Genomic DNA, 16,950 nt, shown 5'->3' with positions numbered 1-16,950 from the left:
AGTTATGAAAGCACTAAAAATAGTAGCGATTGCTTTATTGATGGCAGGATGCGATTCAAATATTGATTTTTCAGGACCAGCACCAGAACCGCCATCACCAGATGAAGGAAAGGATCTTCTTATATCCGAAATAGCAACATTTATTAATACAGATGGAGCTGCCGGCGGAGTTAGAAATCATTATGTCGAATTGTACAATGGTACTGCAAACACAGCAGATTTGTCAAAATATGCGATTGGCTATCAGGCCACATCAGATGAAAATACGCTGACTGACTGGAGTTTTACAAACAGTGCCAATTATGTATTGCTGACAGGATCATTAGAAAAAGGAAAATGTTATGTTATTGCCTCTCCACAAGCAAATGCAACCGCTGTAAAACGCGATATCGATTGGGGAACTACAAGCAGTGCCAATGCGGATGCAAGCAAACCTTTGCAGTTAAGCGGTAATAGTGGGATTGCGCTTTTGAAAAAAGATGCGGCAGGAAAGTATACGGTAAACGGAGAAACTTATAGTATTATTGATGCCTTTGGAAGTCCAAATGTAGCGCGTGTAGTCTCCGGAGGAAGCAACAGCAGCCGTAACAATTTTATGTGGACTATTGCTGGAGAAACCAAAGATACTCGTAATAGAACTATTTGGAGAAAAGGAACTGTAAAAGATCCTAATCCAGACTGGGCTACAAGCAAAGGAACTTCAGCTGGCAATTCTGAATGGATGATTTCAGGCGATAGAGCTTGGGATTATACTAATCTAGGTCTTAAATCAAATTAATATTTTTCATCGATATGAATTAAATACATCGAATAGAACGTCTTAAAAACTCTAAATCTTGATTTAGAGTTTTTTTTATGCTCCAATCATTCGAACTGATGAAAAATGCTCGTCAAAAACGAACATTAAAAAACGGATTTATAAAATGTATTTACGGATATTCAATCATTTCAAGCGAATTTATATCTCCTTAAATTCTCATTCTCTTTTTTCTAAAATTTGTGTTCCAATATCGCTTTGTTGTATTGCAAGACAGTAAAACCAACAAGTATTTAAAACCAATTAATCAAACAAAGAAAGTATGAGCACATTAATTTTTATTCCAATTGTATTGGTAGTTGTAGGCGTAATTTTTATGATTTATGCAAATAAAAAACATAAGACTGCAAAAGGAGAAATTGATTTAGATTTTGAACGAACAAAATATGACCAATACAAACAAGAATTGTTGGCTAATGATTTTTCGCAATTAAAATATTGGATGAAAGGGAAATCTATAGACGCATTTACTTCTGGATCTGTGCCACAATCAACAGGCAGTAAAGTTCAGGAAATTGTAACTGATGGTTTAAAAAATGTAGCATTATCTACAATTGGCGTAAAATTGAGAAGAGTAGAAACAGATTGTTTTTGGGTTCTGAGCGGAAGCGATTTGCATTTCTTTACAACCAACACTGTGGGCGAATTAGACGAACATATTATTTTTGATAATTTCAGAATTGAAGATGCAAAACTTGAATATGGAGGCGTTTTAAAATCGCAACTGGGTGTTTACTCAAAATCTTCAGAAGAATATTTGCCAAAAATACATGTCATTACTTTTTATATTGACGGAAGTCCATTATCGCTTGAAATTCACGATAGGCTTAATTATGTAACTGCTCCAGAAGATATGCTAAACTTGAAAAAACAATTGGAAACTAGAGCCAAATATCAAGTAGTAGGCGAAAGGTTTGTCTCTGTTTTACAAAACAGAAACCCGAATTTAAAAGTAGCATAAAGAGTTATGGGATTCTTTTCAAAAATTTTAAATTCATTTCAAAGCATAAAATTAAATAAACAAAACACTGTAAAAGGGTATTTATTAGACCATTTGCTTGTTGGTTCCATGTATGCAGAACAGCAATCGGCCTATTTGAATTCTTATGAAACGGGTTTAAACAAATCTGATATTGTTACATTAACCGGAGATTACTGGGGAATATATAATAGAGACCAAGCGATTGAAGTGCTTCAAAATCTACACGACAGAAACCAAGACGCAAATATTGAAATTGTTTACAGAGCATTTGAGGATAGAGAAAATTATGTTGAGATTTTAAAATCTAATCTACCAAAGGAAGAAGGCTTGTTTGAACATTATATAGAGCTATTTAGAACACTAAATGATATTGTTCCACTACTAGTAGAACAAAACATTATCACAGATTTTTCTCAAATAAGAAAGATAAAAGACAGTGGCTGGAATTATGGAAGAGGCGCTTTTTTAGCCCGCTGCTGTTATGACTTGAACTATCTTTCAGAAAATGAACTGAAAGAATATTTAGAAGAATGCCATACCGATTTGAAAAAATACTGCACCACTTGGAAAGAGTACACCACGAGCTATATTTTTGGAAGAGCAGTTTGGGGCGGAGCAAACAATAGCGGAATGGTGCAGATTGCAAATGATTTGCTTACTAATGACAATAGTCCGCTTAAGAATAAAACATATCTCTAAATTATGCCGAATGAAACCATTCGGTGTTTAAAGAAAAAAGTATTGTTGGGGGCAATACTTTTTACAATTACTTCTATGGAGATTTGCTGGTCTATGGGAAATTTTTCTGAAAGAATATCATTGGGTTTTTTAGATTGTTCTTTTGTTGAAAATGTGTATTTAATGTCTATACTGACAGCCATTTTCTTAGCAATAGTGTTTTTGGTATTTTCTTTCATTAAAAAAATCTATTTAAAAAGCGTAATTGAGATGATTGTTTTAATTCCGATTTGGGTTTTATTGAATTACGCCATTTTTGTTGACCACAAATCTTTATGGAGTATTGGCACTCTCCAAGAAGAATTTTTCTATACTATTTTGCTTTCTATTGTACCCGTTTTAGTAGTATCGATTGCAGTCGTACTGTCTGCCTATTATATCTCAAGGACAAAAAAAGTGCGACAATAGAAACCTATTATCTAAAAAGCCTCTTCGAAATATTTTTCAACTGCCCGTTATTGCATAATTTTGTAAAGTACGAAGCCTTTAGCTTCTTATATTCTACTATGAGCAATACATTTTCCGATAATAGCCAAATAGGAGTGGTGTCTACTTTTTCTGAACTGGTACACACCAATTTCAAAGGAGAGATGAATGCCTTATGCTGGCACAGAAATTTGGATGGCGATTTTAAGGAAATTGTAAACAAGCTGTCTTTAAAAGAAAGTATAACCGAAGTTTCTCCCGAAGATTTAATCGCGCTTCAACTCTCAGAAAAAGGAAGCATAGCCAGAGAAATAATCTTAAACGATTTGCAATTATTAGCCGATTTTGGAGCTTCACCTTCGCTTAATTTACTGAAATGTTACGAACGCGATGATGAATTTGATTTCATTTCGACCGACGTATATTCGTTTCATGTTGACCGTTCGCCCATTGCAACCGATACTTTTTTATGCACCTATCACGGAGCGGCAAGTGATATTGTTGCTAATTCGCAGGCAGAACAAAAAATCTTAATTCCTGAAATTAGAGAAAAGCTAAAAGAACTTCATGATGGAGCAGAAGAGGAGTTTGAAGACTTTTTAAAAGAAAATTACTTTGATTTGCATTATCAGCTTCATGAAGATGCAGAACCTATTAATTTAGGACTAGGACATCTTTGGCGTCTGGCTGTAGATCATCCAAAACAAGAAGTTTTGCCTTGTGTTCATAGAGCGCCTGTAGAAAATGATGGCGAATATCGATTGCTGTTGATTTGTTGATGAACACTAATTGCGTATATTTGATACATGAACAAACAGACGTCTTTTTCGGTATGTGGAGAATCATTGTCGGCTCCAATGCATATTTGCGGTTTTTTCGATTCTAGAGAACAGCAATATGAAGTGATCATTCCTTATATTTTGGAAGGTTTAGAAAACAATGATAAAGTCATAAACATCCTTGAAGGAAACCGTCATAGTGAACATTGCCGCTGTCTGGCAGATAACGGAATCTCTATTGCCGAGAAACTCTCAATCGGTCAATTGGAAGTCCTAGCTTCTGAAAATACTTATATCAATGGCGGTAAATTTGCTGCAGATAAAATGTATGCCATGCTCGAACAGACTTTATTGTCGGCATCAAGAGCGGGTTATGATAGTGTAAGAGCGTGTGGAGATATGGTTTGGGCTCTCAAAAACCTGCCAGGAACTGATGAACTTTTAGAGTATGAAGCCAAACTAAATCTGCTTACGCCACAACATCCGGTTTCACTAATTTGTATGTACGATATCAGCAGTTTTAGTCAAAAGGCGCTTACAGATATATTGCTTACGCATCCGTATGTGATTAAGGACGGAAAAATCAGCAAAAATCCACATTATGTAGAGCCTTTAGAATTGCTTTCTAGTCTTTCTTCTCGATCTGGTGCGCTTAAATCTTAAGAGATTTTTTAGTCTTTCTTAAATTATTTGTGTCACAATAATAAAATGACTTTATATGAGAATATTTGATTTTCTTAAAGAAATTTTTCTTCTAAATAATAAGAACGAAACTCCAAATGAAGAGATTGCTGTAGAATCTCCAAATATAGATGTCAATTCAGAGCTCTCAATAGAAGAGCGAGAAAGAAATTTTTATTTCCAAAAGTTTGAAGATTTTGATAAAATCAGAATAGCTCAAGATAATTTAGAACTCAACGGAGAAGGTACTTGTATAATGATTTCAGGTAGTGATCGATATGGGCATGTAAAATTTAGATTTTATGCTTCTGCTAAAAGTAACTCAGAAATAGTTTGCAGCGTAAGTGAGAAAGAATTGCCTAAATATTGTAGGGACAGTGTTGATAAAGTTGCAAATCTATTTATTGATTTTATTGAGAAGGAAAGAGCCGATGGGCAAAAGTTTATTTTTGAAATTATTGATAGCACTTATCACCCTGTAGACGCAAGAGCTATGGCATATGAAGTAGCCACATTTCGTGCAATCCAAAATTCCTTTGATGAAAGCTTACATAAACCAAATTTAAGGTTAGTGAGAAGAGAAATTAAACAAGAAAAAATAGTTAAAATAAAAAGGAAAAGTAATTTTAAACTATAATGGGGCATAGCTTAAAATTTGATCGCTAAAATACACTGCCAATATCAAGACGAATGACAGTTTAAACTGTTATCAGATAAAAATACTACAAAAATATTGTTAAGTATAACAAAAAGAAGAATTTTTGTTATATTTGATAAATAAGCTGATTGCCAGTATTGTAATAGATTAATTGTTAAAGAAAAAACGGAATTCGGCTCTAATAAAAAAAAGTTAAAAGCATTCTTAATTTTAAAGTGGCACAATTCCTGCCTGCAAAAAAATCATTGAATAATCAGAGCGCTTAATCGGTGTTCTAAAAAAATTAAAATAAATGAAAAGATTTAAATGTATGTATGTTTTTGTAGTAGTGTTATTATCAACATTTACATATGGTCAGGAAAGTTTAAAAATGTTTGTAAAAGAAAGTAAAGTGCCATGTACGGGTGTTGGCCCAATGGAATGTCTACAGGTAAAGTATGACAATGACAAAGAATGGCAGTTATTTTATAATCATATTGAAGGTTTTAATTTTGAAAAAGGAAACCGATATGAGTTATTGGTAACGAGAACAAAAAGACCAGAGCCTATTCCGGCCGATGCTTCTGCGTACGAGTATAAACTGAAAAGCATAATTTCTAAAACGCCTGTAAATAAGGAAAAAGGAATTTATGATACCAAAATGATTTTAACGCAGCTAAACGGAAAAAAGATAAACAGCGGAAAAGCATTTATCACCATTAACGATGAAACTGGTACAATAAGCGGTAAAAACGGATGTAATAATTTCAACGTAAAATACACGAAGCTTTCTTCAAAGAATCAAATTAAGACCAATTCTCCTATGGGAACTTTGATGGCTTGTGACAAAGAAAGTATGAAATTGGAGCAAGATTTTAGCGCTGCGATTACCAACAAAAAGTTTAAAATTGTAAAGAAAAACAATAAAGTACAGTTTAAAAACACTAAGAACAAAGTGGTTATGGAATTTTCTATTCCAACTCAAGACCAACTTTGGGCCTTTATTGCAAAAAACAATTGGAAACTAATCGCACTAGAAAATGTTGGACAAGATTACGGAAAAGCTTCTATTAAGTTTGATCCAGCAGGAAAGAAAGTAAGCGGAAACACAGGTTGCAACAATTTTGCTGGAACTTATGAAACTAGTGGTGATTCTATTTCTTTTGATAAAGTAGCAGTTACAGCAATGGCATGTATTGGTGAAGAAGGAAATAAAACAGAGCAAAAAATATTATCTTATTTAAACAATAAAGACCTACGTTTTGATGTAGCAGAGCAAACTCTTAATTTTTATCTAAACGATAGATTGGTAATGATGTTTGGCATTACAAAATAAACCTTTTTTATAAATCATCTTGAAAGAGATGATGATTTATGAAAAAATAGAAAACCAGTGAAGTTGATTCACTGGTTTTTTTATGGATAATTGGTTTTAAAGCCTGATATTTTTGGAAAAAATTAATTATATACTAATAGGAAAATTAAGATTTAATTTTTTTTTTGTATAAAAATCTTAATATTTATTTGTTAAATGTAAGTTTTTTCTTTTTTTTGATTTGTTTGTTGTATGTTGGCCAAAATAAAAAAACTACTAACCATGAAAAAAATTACAAAAATTTTACAAGCCTTTGTTGTTATCTTTGGATTGTCATTGATGACAAATTGTACACCAAATGAAATTGCGCATAACAAAAATGCCGATGCTTCTGATAAAGCCAAAATATGGTTCGATAACCATAAAAATGATTATAACGCAATTATTCTGCAATACATTGAGAATTTAGATTGGGGAAATGCTATTGTCTCTTATGGTGAGATTGGTGAGGTAATTGAAGTGCCTTTTGCACTTAAGGGAAGCTTACAGGCATCAAATGAAAAGGGGACATTATACAACGACCATCACCGTTTAATGTTTGTGAAAGATGAGCAAAATGAGTTTAAACTTTTATATGTTCAAATGTTTACGAATGATGAAAAATATAGTATTCAAAATGAGAACTATAATTATTACAATATTAGAGATAATTTTAATGGTTATATTTATGTTCAAGATTTATCCACTAATATTGGAAATAAAATTAAATTTGAAGATGGTGAAAAAGTCGAAAACTCAAGTACTGCAAAAATGCAAGAATATGCTTGTGTGTATTTTGGCTGGTGGAGTTCTGATGGAAGTTTTACCGCCCTATATGAAGTAGGTTGTTATGGAGGTGGCGGAGGAAATGGGGTACCTAGTAGTGGCAGTGGCGAAAATCCAGGATCAGGTTATGGTGGCGGAACATCAGGCTCTAATCCGTCTAGTTGCCCTGCTGGATATAGGTACAAACTTGGAGAGTGTGTTTTAGTAGAAGTGCCAATAATTGTTATTACGGATGCGTCATTTTCGAATAATCCTTGTTTAGCTTCAGTATTTGCTAAGTTGGGAGGGTCAGCAACTTTTCAAAAATATCTAAGAAATTTTGATGGTAGTTTTTCGGTTGCAAACTTGAAATTATCTGCAAGTAGTACATTAGGAAACAATGTTAATGCAGAAACAACAAGTCCAATAAATTATTTAATAAATATTAATTTCAATGAAAATAATTTAAATAGACCTGCTTTGTCAATTGCACGAACATTTATACATGAAATGATTCATGCTGAAATTTATAGAAAATTACTTTCGGTAGCTGGACAACCTCAAATACAATTTAACACAAATCAGTTAAATCAGCTTAGAAATGATTATCCAGGTTTGTATGATTACTATATGAGATATGAATTTAATATTGCACCAGGCCAAAATCCATCAGATGCTCAGCATGAAGCAATGGCTACACATTATAGAAGTATCATTATTCAGACTTTAAAACAATTTGATAATACCCTAACTAACGAAACTTATGAAGCTTTAGCTTGGGAAGGACTTAAAAACACAGTTGCTTGGAAGAAGCTATCTACTGAAAAACAAAACAATATTTCATCAACTATTTCAAATTTTAATAGCAAAAATTCAAACTGTCAATAATGAAAACAACTATATTCATATTTATCATATCACTAATTTCATTGCCATCAATTGCGCAAATTAGTAAAGAAAAAAAAGTCATATTTTTTAATGGCTCAACAATGACTCTGAATAATAATATATTTACTGTTGATAAGGCACAATTTAAGTGTATTGGAAAAAATAAAAAAATTAATTTCAAATCCATTAAAAAATCGGTTTCTGATCTTGAAACGATAAATAATGAGATTATAAAAAGAAAGGATTATGACAAAACTAAAAGACCAGATTTTTACTATTCTGATTTTTATGATCTTTATTTTTTTGTAAAAACCGACCAATATTCTGGTAAACTTTATCATGTAGAAAGAGTTTGGATAGTGGATGGTAAAACTACAAACTAAAATTTTGAAATGATTGCCCCTGTTGGCGCGAGCGTCTCGTTCGTGCGCAATGTAATTAAATAGAAAATGAAAATATATATAATTTTAATAGCAATTTTAAGTTTTAAAGTCTTTTCGCAAAATCATAAAAACATTTTTGTTTTTGAGTTTGATAAAAAAACAGATGAAATTGTTTATAGAGAAAGTGTCAAAACTCAAGAAATATTAGGGTTTACATTTATGATAAATGATGAAAAAATATTTTTTAGTTCTAATCCTTCTAGTAGTAATAAATTAAAGGTAAATACAAGTAGAAAACAGTTAAATGAAATTGTTAAGAATGACAATGCAAATAAAACATATCACTTTTTTGTCTATTTAAAAGACAAAAAGAAATATTACTCTGTTGATCATCTTGTGAGGAAAATTACCTGCGAATAAATGCTTATTTTAATTATCCCTACTTTGCAAAGTATTCTTCACTAGCACTGCGCAATCCTGAAAGCTTTCGGGATTGCTCAGCGTTTGTAGAGGCTTTATGTTTCTTCCTCTATTCCATAATGAATATTGATCATATCGATGTAACCAAAATGCTAGATACAGTAGAGCTCATTTAAGAGAAAGAGGAGTCGAGAAAATCAAGAGAAGAGATCTGATAGATGCTGTAACAGAATAAATATCTTTGCGCGATTCCTTTTTTAACCTATCTTCGCTGATTATAGATTTCTGAAAAACATTTAAATCCTTTAAAACCGAATTTGTGGAAAAAAATCATGAAGCCGCAGAAGACAATCAGCTTAAACGCGGACTAACTAACCGCCATATTCAATTAATTGCCCTAGGCGGATCAATAGGAACAGGTCTTTTCTTAGGTATTGGTCCAGCGGCTGTATTAGCAGGACCATCTGTTATCTTAGGATATGCAATTGCTGGAATTATCGCCTTTTTTATTATGAGACAGCTTGGTGAAATGGTTGTTGAAGAGCCTGTTTCTGGAAGCTTTAGCTATTTTGCCTATAAATATTGCGGTTCTTTTGCAGGTTTTGCATCAGGTTGGAATTATTGGATTTTATACATTTTAGTTAGTATGGCTGAACTTACGGCCATTGGGGTTTATGTTCAGTTTTGGTGGCCTGAGATTCCGCTTTGGGCATCCAGTTTATTTTTCTTTTTGGTTATCAATGCTTTAAATTTTGCCTCTGTAAAAGTGTACGGAGAGACTGAATTTTGGTTTTCAATTATAAAAGTAGTGGCAATTATTGCTATGATTCTTTTCGGTACTTATTTGCTAGTAAGTGGAACAGGAGGAGAGCATGCTACGATTCATAATTTATATAATGACGGCGGTTTCTTTCCAAAAGGTTTCTTTGAAAAAACAGCAAATGGCAGTTTTCAAGGTTTATTATCGGCAATGGCGCTAATTATGTTCTCTTTTGGAGGTTTAGAACTAATTGGAATTACAGCTGCTGAGGCAGAAAATCCAGAAAAAAACATTCCAAAAGCAACCAATCAGGTTATTTATAGAATCCTTATATTTTATGTTGGTGCATTGGTAATTTTATTTGCTTTATCGCCTTGGAGACAAATTACTACAGACAGCAGTCCGTTTGTAATGGTTTTTCAGAATCTAAACGGAATGGAATTTGAGCTGTTTGGCAACAAAATATACTTTACACGTCTTATAGCTAATGTGCTTAATCTTATTGTATTAACTGCTGCTTTATCGGTTTATAATAGTAGCGTTTACAGCAATTCACGTATGTTATTTGGTTTAGCAGATCAAGGTAGTGCTCCTAAGTTTTTAAAGAAACTGAACAAACACTCAGTACCAGTTAATGCGATTTTAATTTCTTCATGTTTTGCTGCTATCTGTATTTTAATCAATAAAGTAATGCCAGAAGAAGCTTTTAGTATTTTAATGTCTTTAGTAGTGTCTTGCTTGGTTATTAACTGGGTTATGATTTCGTATACGCACCTTCAATTTAGACGTGCAAAAGACAGGGAAAACGTAAAAACTCAGTTTGCTTCAATATTTTATCCGATAAGCAATTACATCTGTTTCATATTTTTATTGGGTATTTTATCTATCATGTGGATGACGGATATGAAGCTATCAGTAGAATTAATTCCTATTTGGCTGGGTATTCTTTTTATATTTTATAAAGTTTATAAAACCAAAAAATAAGTAGTTTATAAAAATCCCATTTCTAATGAAATGGGATTTTTTTATAACGTTTTAAGAAGTGCCATCATTTAATTAGATTTGTCATATCTTCGAAAAAATAATGCAGTATCAATTTGTATTAGAGTATATTAGTATTGAAATAGTTTAAAATTTTATAACGAATTAAATAGTTCAATCAATGGAAAATTATAACAAAGATGTTACGGCTTACATTGCAAAAATGGCTGACTTTGCCAAACCTATTTTAAATCATTTGCGAGAGGTGATTTTTAGTGCCTGTCCCGAAGCAGAAGAAAATATAAAATGGGGAACACCACATTATTCTTATAAAGGTGATCATTTAGTTATGATGGGCGGTTTTAAACAGCATTGCTCTTTTAGTTTGTATAAAGCTGAATTAATGAAAGATGCAGAAATTCAGGCAAGTGTAAAAGCAGGTAAAAAGTTTGGCTATATGGACAAGATCAAAGATTTGTCTGAATTGCCAAGCAAAGAAAAATTAACCGCATACATCAAAGAGGCAATGGTTTTTAATGAAAATGAAACTGCTAAACCCAAACCGGTAAAAGAAAAATCTACGGCAGAAGTGGTGGCTCCTAAAGAATTTGTAGATGCCTTAAAAAAGGATGCTAAAGCGACTGAAATTTTTGAAAGCAAATCACCATCATTCCGTAAAAACTATATTATTTGGATTGCAGATGCAAAGACAGATGAAACTAGAAACAAAAGAATTGTGCAATCTCTAGAATGGATTGCAGAAGGAAAAGATAGATTTTGGCAATCTAAGAAATAATTGGAAAAATAGTATTTAGTTTTAAAATTATTATGCGCATCAAAAAGAAGATCTATTGGTTTTGATAGCTAGCATTTATATGGGTGCTTTCACTAAACACCGCTATGAAAAACAGCAGGAAATTTATCCTGATTAGCAAAAACCAGTTTGGCTAATTCATAATTAGCATCCGAATCCAGAAGCGTATTTTCAATTTCTTTTACTTCAAATGCTGTAGCCATTTTTCCAATCTTTTTTCCATGTTTGCGAAAAGAAGTACGGGTAAAACCATGAAAAATTCCATTTTCGATTATTGAAAATTGAAATTCATCATTCATTTCTCTTTTTTCGAGATCATAATTTCTCAATTCGTAACGCTGTACGCTAAAAACGGAATCAAAGTATTCTCCAACCACGATTTGATCCATATATTGTTTAATGAAACTATCTAAGGTATAATTTGTTACTAAAGGATTAAAACTTTGAAACTCGATAAAATGTTCGCCCGAAATTTTCTCAAGAGTATGAGCCGTTATCAGATCTGATTTTATGTCTTCGCCAATTAATGATTTTGGTCGGTCAATTATTCTTAATCTGCCGTTCCATTTGCAGTATTCTTTAAATTCATCTGAATCGGTGTTAATTACGATACTTTCAAATTGAGTAAATTTCAGTAATTTTTCAATCATATACTGGTACATAGGTATTCCATTAAATGGAAGAAAATTTCTATTAGGCAAAACATGCAGAGGATATTCTTTTTGTATTGGTAATAGGGCAGTAAGATAGAAATTACTCATAATGTTTTTATAAGAGAATTAAGAATGACGATTATTTTATGAAACTAATATAGGAAGATAGAATAAACTGGGTTTAGGTAGAAATACTTGATTTGAAATGCTTGCTTAGAAAAAAGAGAAGAGTGAAAAGTAAATAGTGAAAAGTAGTGCATTATTTACTTAATGCCAGTCAAGAATTGAAAGTTTTCAATTTTTGACATAGCAATGTTTATATACGATATTTACAAAAGACCAAAAGGTTTTGAAAAAATACTAATAAGGCGTAAAAGTGATATAATCTAAATTCATGTTTCCGTTTTCTACAATATGCAATGTGAGAAGCTGTTTTCCTTTTTCAAGGGTTATGCTTCCAATATTATCTTGACTGTTCCAATGATGCCACTGTCTCCACGCTACAGGATCTTTATCGTCATGTGTAGAGGTTATTTTCATTTTTCCGGTGGCATCTTTTCCGTTGACATCAAAAGAGATTGCACCATCTCCATTGGCAGTGTAGAGAAGTCCTATTTTGTATTTGCCAGTTTTTTTTACCTGAACCGTGTAGTTGATCCATTCAGCAGGCTGTGTCCAGCCTACATAGAACTGTTCAAGTTTTACAGGAACCTTGCTATAAGGAGTAGCATCAATATTATCTGGTTTAGTATATGAAATATCAACGCCTTCATTAATTCTGAATTCATTCAGAGGATTTCCATTTACAGGATTAAGTTTCCCGCTTCCGTTATTGATACTGTCCTGATCAAAGTAAGCTATTCCTTGTCCGCCAAGGTCATAAAACTCGCATTCAATTTTTCCTGGAATTTCCTGTACTTTATAGGCACTAGATTCTTTGGTAGACTGGCTACTGAAAAAAGGAATATAGGATTCAGCAGATAGAAACAAGTAAACACAAGGCAATAGTAATATTTTTTTCATAGCATTTCTACTTAGATTTAATATAAAAATAACATTTTTTCTATACAAAAAGTAAATAGAACTAATTGGGCAAATGATATATAGAAGACCTGTTATGCTTCTTTACTTTTAAATTCTTGCGATGCTAAAAAAAATATACTTTAATTTTATTTTTTGATTTATTCTGTTTTAATTTGACAAAAAGGTAAAATCTTACATAATTCATTTTTTAGTATTAAGAACTTAATGATTTACAACAAAGAAAACTTTCCAAAAATATCTTCAGAACGCAATACAGCAGCTACAGTAGCAATTTATATGCTGTTTGGACTTTTATGCATCGCAATGCTTGTTTTATTTGTTGGAATTCCTTTAAGCCTCCAGTTGGAGTATAATAGCCGTTTGTCAAACGAAGAAATGATCTTCAATTTTATATATTTCCCTTTGCTGTTTTGGGGTATTTGGGCTCTTTACAAAAATTATTTGCAACAGAAGCAAAAAAAAGTCATTTTGATTTCTGTAGATCAGCACGGTGTACACCATTATCAATATGATGGAACAGTTAAAAGTGTTTTGTACAAGGAACTGGGTAGGAGTGGAGAAAGTTATGTAAATGATATCGATCGAAAAGTAGGCACAAAATATTCACCAGCGTACATTTTCGGTTTTAAAGATGGTGTAAAAGTTCCCATTCATTTTTCTACAGCCGAAAATGGATTGTCTTATGTACCAAAAAATAAATATCAGCTAATTGCTCATTTTCTGCAGGGCGCTACTTTATTTTGCCCACATTTGAAAATTTCTCCAGTAGTTTATACTTCTAATTTTATTAATCCCAAAACTTTTGAGTTTGACAAAAAGGCCGAAAGAATTGCAATTTTTATTGCATTTATATTAGTGATCATTATTCTGGTTGCAGTCGATTTGTTTCTAAAATATACCAAAGGTTTTTCGATATTGTTTTAAAACCTATTCAGTTACATCATTTTTCCCTCTTTTGCATACTCTTTTTTAATTCCTTGCAGCAGATGATTCAGGTTGATGCTTTTGTTTTGATCTTCTAATGTTCTCAGACAAGCATATTGAATAATGTTGACAATATTTGCTCCCGTAATATCGTATTTTTTTGAAAGTTCTTGAAGGTTTACATCTTCAGCAATTTTAATTCCTTTTGGCAGATTATTTTGCCACAATTTTAAACGTTCGCCATAAGAAGGCACTTCAAACTCAATTATAGATTGAAATCTACGGGTAAAAGCACTATCGATATTGGTTTTAAAATTAGAAGCCAAAATCACTAATCCAGGATGATTTTCGATTCGCTGTAGCAAATACGAAACTTCCTGATTGGCATATTTATCATGTGCGTCTCTCACATTGGTTCTTTTTCCGAAAACGGCATCGGCTTCATCAAAAAACAGAATCCAATCTTTATCAGTGGCTTTATCAAAAAGTGAAGAAAGATTTTTTTCGGTTTCGCCAATATATTTTGAAATCACCATTGACAAATCAATTCTATACACATCTCTGTGAGTGTATTTTCCTAAAAGTGAAGCCGTAAGTGTTTTTCCTGTTCCAGGCGCGCCATAAAACATAACTCTAAAACCGGGTTTTATTTTGGCTTTCATATTCCATTCATGAAGCAGAATATCGTTGAATTTAAGCCAAGTTTCTATCTCTTTTATTTGGTTTAAAGTATTGGAATTCAAAACCAAATCCTCCCAATCTAATTGTGTCTCGATTAATTGCGCAGGGAAAATACTGCTCAATTGCGGTTTCAGGATTTTTCCGGTTATGAATTTTTCAATGTATTCATCTTCTAAAACCAACAGACCGCTTAGTTTAGGTTCGCCATTTGGAACAGATTCCACTTTAACAATTCCTTTTTTGTATAAAAAAGATTGATTATGTAGGTAATTATAGAATGAAATTCGGTTTTCGAGATCATTTCCCGCAATTAAAAACTGAGCCGTTTCGCCCGTTGGCAGAATGCCGCGATGGTTTTTAGTTTTTATTCCGCCAAACTCAGGCAGTTCACCGCCATTTGGCAAATATTCTGCAATAATCGAACTCAAAAAATCGGGCTTCAAATGCGGAACCAGAGATAATCCCAATATAAGAATATCAATTTCTGAGAGATTATTTTCGATGATAAATTCGTCAATAAAACCATTCGCATCCAGCTGATTTAAAACAGGTTTTTCAGTCGGATTTTCGACTTGAAAAAGAGTATCTAGCTGAAATACGAATTGGTTTTTAAGATATGTAAATACATTTTCCATTTGCTATGCTAATGAGTCAATTGAGAAAAAATCAAGTTTAGATTGTTTGTAATTTCTGATTTTATCCATTACAGCATTTCCGTTATTAGAGCCGCCAGAATTAGTATTGCCTTCAATAGTTTCAATAGTGTCGGCATGAACGGCAGTTACAATTCCGGTATGAATCCAGTCGTTTGGCGTTTTTTGAAGAAGAAATATATCTCCGGGTTTTATCAAAGACGAATTGGTTCTGGCAGTTTGATAACGTGTCAGTATTTTTTTCTGAAGCCCCGTTGTTCCAACAGTATCGCAGCTATAAGTCAGTGGCATTAGGTTTTTAAAGTTTTTTCCCTGAATAGAAGCCGCCTGATCAATAATGGACTGAACGAAACCCATACACCAAAACCATTCGGTTCCTTCGTGTCCATCCATATAGCTTCGAACCCACGGTCCTGTATTGCTTTGGTTGTTTATAACCAGCTCCAGAGGTTGGTTTTTAAGATGATTTTTGGCTGTGTTCAGAATCAATTCTCTCAGATTATTTCCAGATATTGGACTTTCAAACGCTTTTTTAAGCGGAGATGCCAATTTGTCGAACAAGCTTTGGTCTACATTTCCGTTTTGAGGCAAACCATTGAATTTCTGAAAATTCAGTACTGCTTTTTCAGTCGCAGGACCAAAATCGCCATCGATATCCGTTGCCGTTCCTGAACCAGGATTCTGCGCAGCAAATAAATTAAGCCAAGACTGAATTTTTTCGACATCTTTCTTGTTGTTATTTGCTCCGTTTCTTTGTTGTGTTGCTTTAAGAAGCAGCTCTTTTTGGTAGAATGTTTTTTGCATGATTAAAGTTTTTTAAATGTTTTAAAATTATTGTCTAAACAACCTCTCCAGTTTTTATTATGTTTCACTAATAGAGGGTATATCATTTTTTCTTCTTTAGCATATTCTTTTTTTATAACCTAAAGACTTTTTTTAGAAGAGTGTTTTTTATTTAAGTTTCAAGCTTTCATATTTATTATCAAAACTTTCAAGTTTAAAATCACTAAATATTTCAGGCATCTGTTTTTTAAAACTTTCACTTTCTGGACTTGAAATATCATATAATTTTTCAATGATATACTTTTGCCAGTAAAAAAATCCTCTTGCTTCTAATGCTAACTCCATGTAAGCATTAAAATCAATCATTAAATCAATAGTTTCAGATTCTCCATCTCTGTGAAAGAACATTCGATTATTAGCGATGCTGTTTATAAAAAGACCGCAATGAGCTTCATCTGTAAATTGATCAATAGGATGGAAATTATAAAGAGGATCCTCATCTGATAAGCTAGGGTAATTACTTTTTATACCTTTTAAAATGTATTCTAATTTTAAAATATTAATTTTTCCCAAAATATTGCTTTGAGAATCTTTTTCCCAACTCATCTCATACCCATTTGATTCTTTAAAAAAAGATAATGTGTTATGATCTAAGCCTGCTTTTTGTCCTTCTAATAGGAGGTCATTATTTGCAGAAGAATTAAAATCCTGTTTTTGTTTATTTATTTTTTCGTTTTGGCTAATTTCTAGAAAGGTTAAATCTATTTTGTTAAAAATATTTTCCATG

General features: G+C 32.5%; 19 protein-coding genes. 14 read left to right on the top strand and 5 right to left on the bottom strand.

The window, feature by feature from the left end; genetic code table 11:
* The first annotated feature begins 4 nt into the window (after positions 1-4).
* The 13 genes from DM397_RS14310 to DM397_RS14250 all read left to right on the top strand — a co-directional run bounded on the left by DM397_RS14310 (position 5) and on the right by DM397_RS14250 (position 11,407).
* Positions 5-778, top strand: a complete 774-nt coding sequence (locus DM397_RS14310) for a hypothetical protein (RefSeq protein WP_111378181.1) — start codon at positions 5-7, stop codon at positions 776-778.
* 301 nt (positions 779-1,079) lie between these two features.
* Positions 1,080-1,778 (top strand): hypothetical protein, encoded by a 699-nt coding sequence (locus DM397_RS14305; protein ID WP_111378180.1) that lies wholly within the window; start codon positions 1,080-1,082, stop codon positions 1,776-1,778.
* A 6-nt stretch (positions 1,779-1,784) separates the two neighbouring features.
* Positions 1,785-2,498 (top strand): DUF1266 domain-containing protein, encoded by a 714-nt coding sequence (locus tag DM397_RS14300; protein ID WP_111378179.1) that lies wholly within the window; start codon positions 1,785-1,787, stop codon positions 2,496-2,498.
* Positions 2,499-2,501: 3 nt separating this feature from the next.
* The gene (locus DM397_RS14295; protein WP_111378178.1) at positions 2,502-2,945 is read left to right on the top strand and encodes a hypothetical protein; all 444 of its coding nucleotides are present in this window, start codon (positions 2,502-2,504) and stop codon (positions 2,943-2,945) included.
* Positions 2,946-3,043: 98 nt separating this feature from the next.
* Positions 3,044-3,742, top strand: a complete 699-nt coding sequence (locus DM397_RS14290) for a DUF1826 domain-containing protein (RefSeq protein ID WP_111378177.1) — start codon at positions 3,044-3,046, stop codon at positions 3,740-3,742.
* A 27-nt stretch (positions 3,743-3,769) separates the two neighbouring features.
* Positions 3,770-4,405, top strand: a complete 636-nt coding sequence (locus DM397_RS14285) for an MEDS domain-containing protein (RefSeq protein WP_111378176.1) — start codon at positions 3,770-3,772, stop codon at positions 4,403-4,405.
* 55 nt (positions 4,406-4,460) lie between these two features.
* Positions 4,461-5,060, top strand: coding sequence for a hypothetical protein (locus DM397_RS14280; protein WP_111378175.1), 600 nt, complete (start codon positions 4,461-4,463; stop codon positions 5,058-5,060).
* A 313-nt stretch (positions 5,061-5,373) separates the two neighbouring features.
* Complete coding sequence (locus DM397_RS14275; protein WP_111378174.1) at positions 5,374-6,396, top strand: META domain-containing protein; 1,023 nt, start codon at positions 5,374-5,376, stop codon at positions 6,394-6,396.
* A 261-nt stretch (positions 6,397-6,657) separates the two neighbouring features.
* The gene (locus DM397_RS14270; protein ID WP_142479065.1) at positions 6,658-8,067 is read left to right on the top strand and encodes a hypothetical protein; all 1,410 of its coding nucleotides are present in this window, start codon (positions 6,658-6,660) and stop codon (positions 8,065-8,067) included.
* Positions 8,067-8,450, top strand: coding sequence for a hypothetical protein (locus tag DM397_RS14265; RefSeq protein WP_111378172.1), 384 nt, complete (start codon positions 8,067-8,069; stop codon positions 8,448-8,450). Before DM397_RS14270 ends, DM397_RS14265 begins: the two co-directional genes overlap by 1 nt.
* Before the next feature lie 66 nt (positions 8,451-8,516).
* Positions 8,517-8,870, top strand: a complete 354-nt coding sequence (locus DM397_RS14260; RefSeq protein WP_111378171.1) for a hypothetical protein — start codon at positions 8,517-8,519, stop codon at positions 8,868-8,870.
* A gap of 319 nt (positions 8,871-9,189) precedes the next feature.
* A complete protein-coding gene (locus DM397_RS14255; RefSeq protein ID WP_111378170.1) occupies positions 9,190-10,614 on the top strand; it encodes an amino acid permease in 1,425 nt (474 codons plus the stop codon).
* A gap of 178 nt (positions 10,615-10,792) precedes the next feature.
* A complete protein-coding gene (locus DM397_RS14250) occupies positions 10,793-11,407 on the top strand; it encodes a YdeI/OmpD-associated family protein (RefSeq protein WP_111378169.1) in 615 nt (204 codons plus the stop codon).
* Positions 11,408-11,499: 92 nt separating this feature from the next.
* Here DM397_RS14250 and DM397_RS14245 read toward each other — a convergent pair whose 3' ends face one another.
* On the bottom strand, positions 11,500-12,186 hold the full coding sequence (locus DM397_RS14245) for a cytidylyltransferase domain-containing protein (protein WP_111378168.1): 687 nt from the start codon (positions 12,184-12,186) through the stop codon (positions 11,500-11,502).
* Positions 12,187-12,438: 252 nt separating this feature from the next.
* A complete protein-coding gene (locus DM397_RS14240) occupies positions 12,439-13,101 on the bottom strand; it encodes a carbohydrate-binding protein (protein WP_111378167.1) in 663 nt (220 codons plus the stop codon).
* A gap of 225 nt (positions 13,102-13,326) precedes the next feature.
* On the opposite strand from DM397_RS14240, the gene DM397_RS14235 reads away from it, so the two are divergent.
* Positions 13,327-14,046 (top strand): hypothetical protein, encoded by a 720-nt coding sequence (locus DM397_RS14235; protein WP_111378166.1) that lies wholly within the window; start codon positions 13,327-13,329, stop codon positions 14,044-14,046.
* 11 nt (positions 14,047-14,057) lie between these two features.
* On the opposite strand, the gene DM397_RS14230 is transcribed toward DM397_RS14235, so the two are convergent.
* The 3 genes from DM397_RS14230 to DM397_RS14220 all read right to left on the bottom strand — a co-directional run bounded on the left by DM397_RS14230 (position 14,058) and on the right by DM397_RS14220 (position 16,949).
* Positions 14,058-15,362 carry an ATP-binding protein gene (locus DM397_RS14230; RefSeq protein WP_111378165.1) on the bottom strand — a complete coding sequence of 435 codons (1,305 nt, stop codon included), beginning with the start codon at positions 15,360-15,362 and terminating at the stop codon, positions 14,058-14,060.
* Positions 15,363-15,365: 3 nt separating this feature from the next.
* The gene (locus DM397_RS14225; protein WP_111378164.1) at positions 15,366-16,184 is read right to left on the bottom strand and encodes a peptidoglycan-binding protein; all 819 of its coding nucleotides are present in this window, start codon (positions 16,182-16,184) and stop codon (positions 15,366-15,368) included.
* Between the two features lie 147 nt (positions 16,185-16,331).
* Positions 16,332-16,949 carry a hypothetical protein gene (locus DM397_RS14220; RefSeq protein ID WP_111378163.1) on the bottom strand — a complete coding sequence of 206 codons (618 nt, stop codon included), beginning with the start codon at positions 16,947-16,949 and terminating at the stop codon, positions 16,332-16,334.
* Position 16,950 lies beyond the last annotated feature (1 nt).

Origin of the sequence: Flavobacterium nitrogenifigens (assembly GCF_003254565.1) — a bacterium.
In the GTDB taxonomy this organism is placed as follows: Bacteria; Bacteroidota; Bacteroidia; order Flavobacteriales; family Flavobacteriaceae; genus Flavobacterium; species Flavobacterium nitrogenifigens.
Note: the sequence above shows the minus strand (reverse complement) of the source record. Positions and strands in the feature narration are given on the sequence as shown.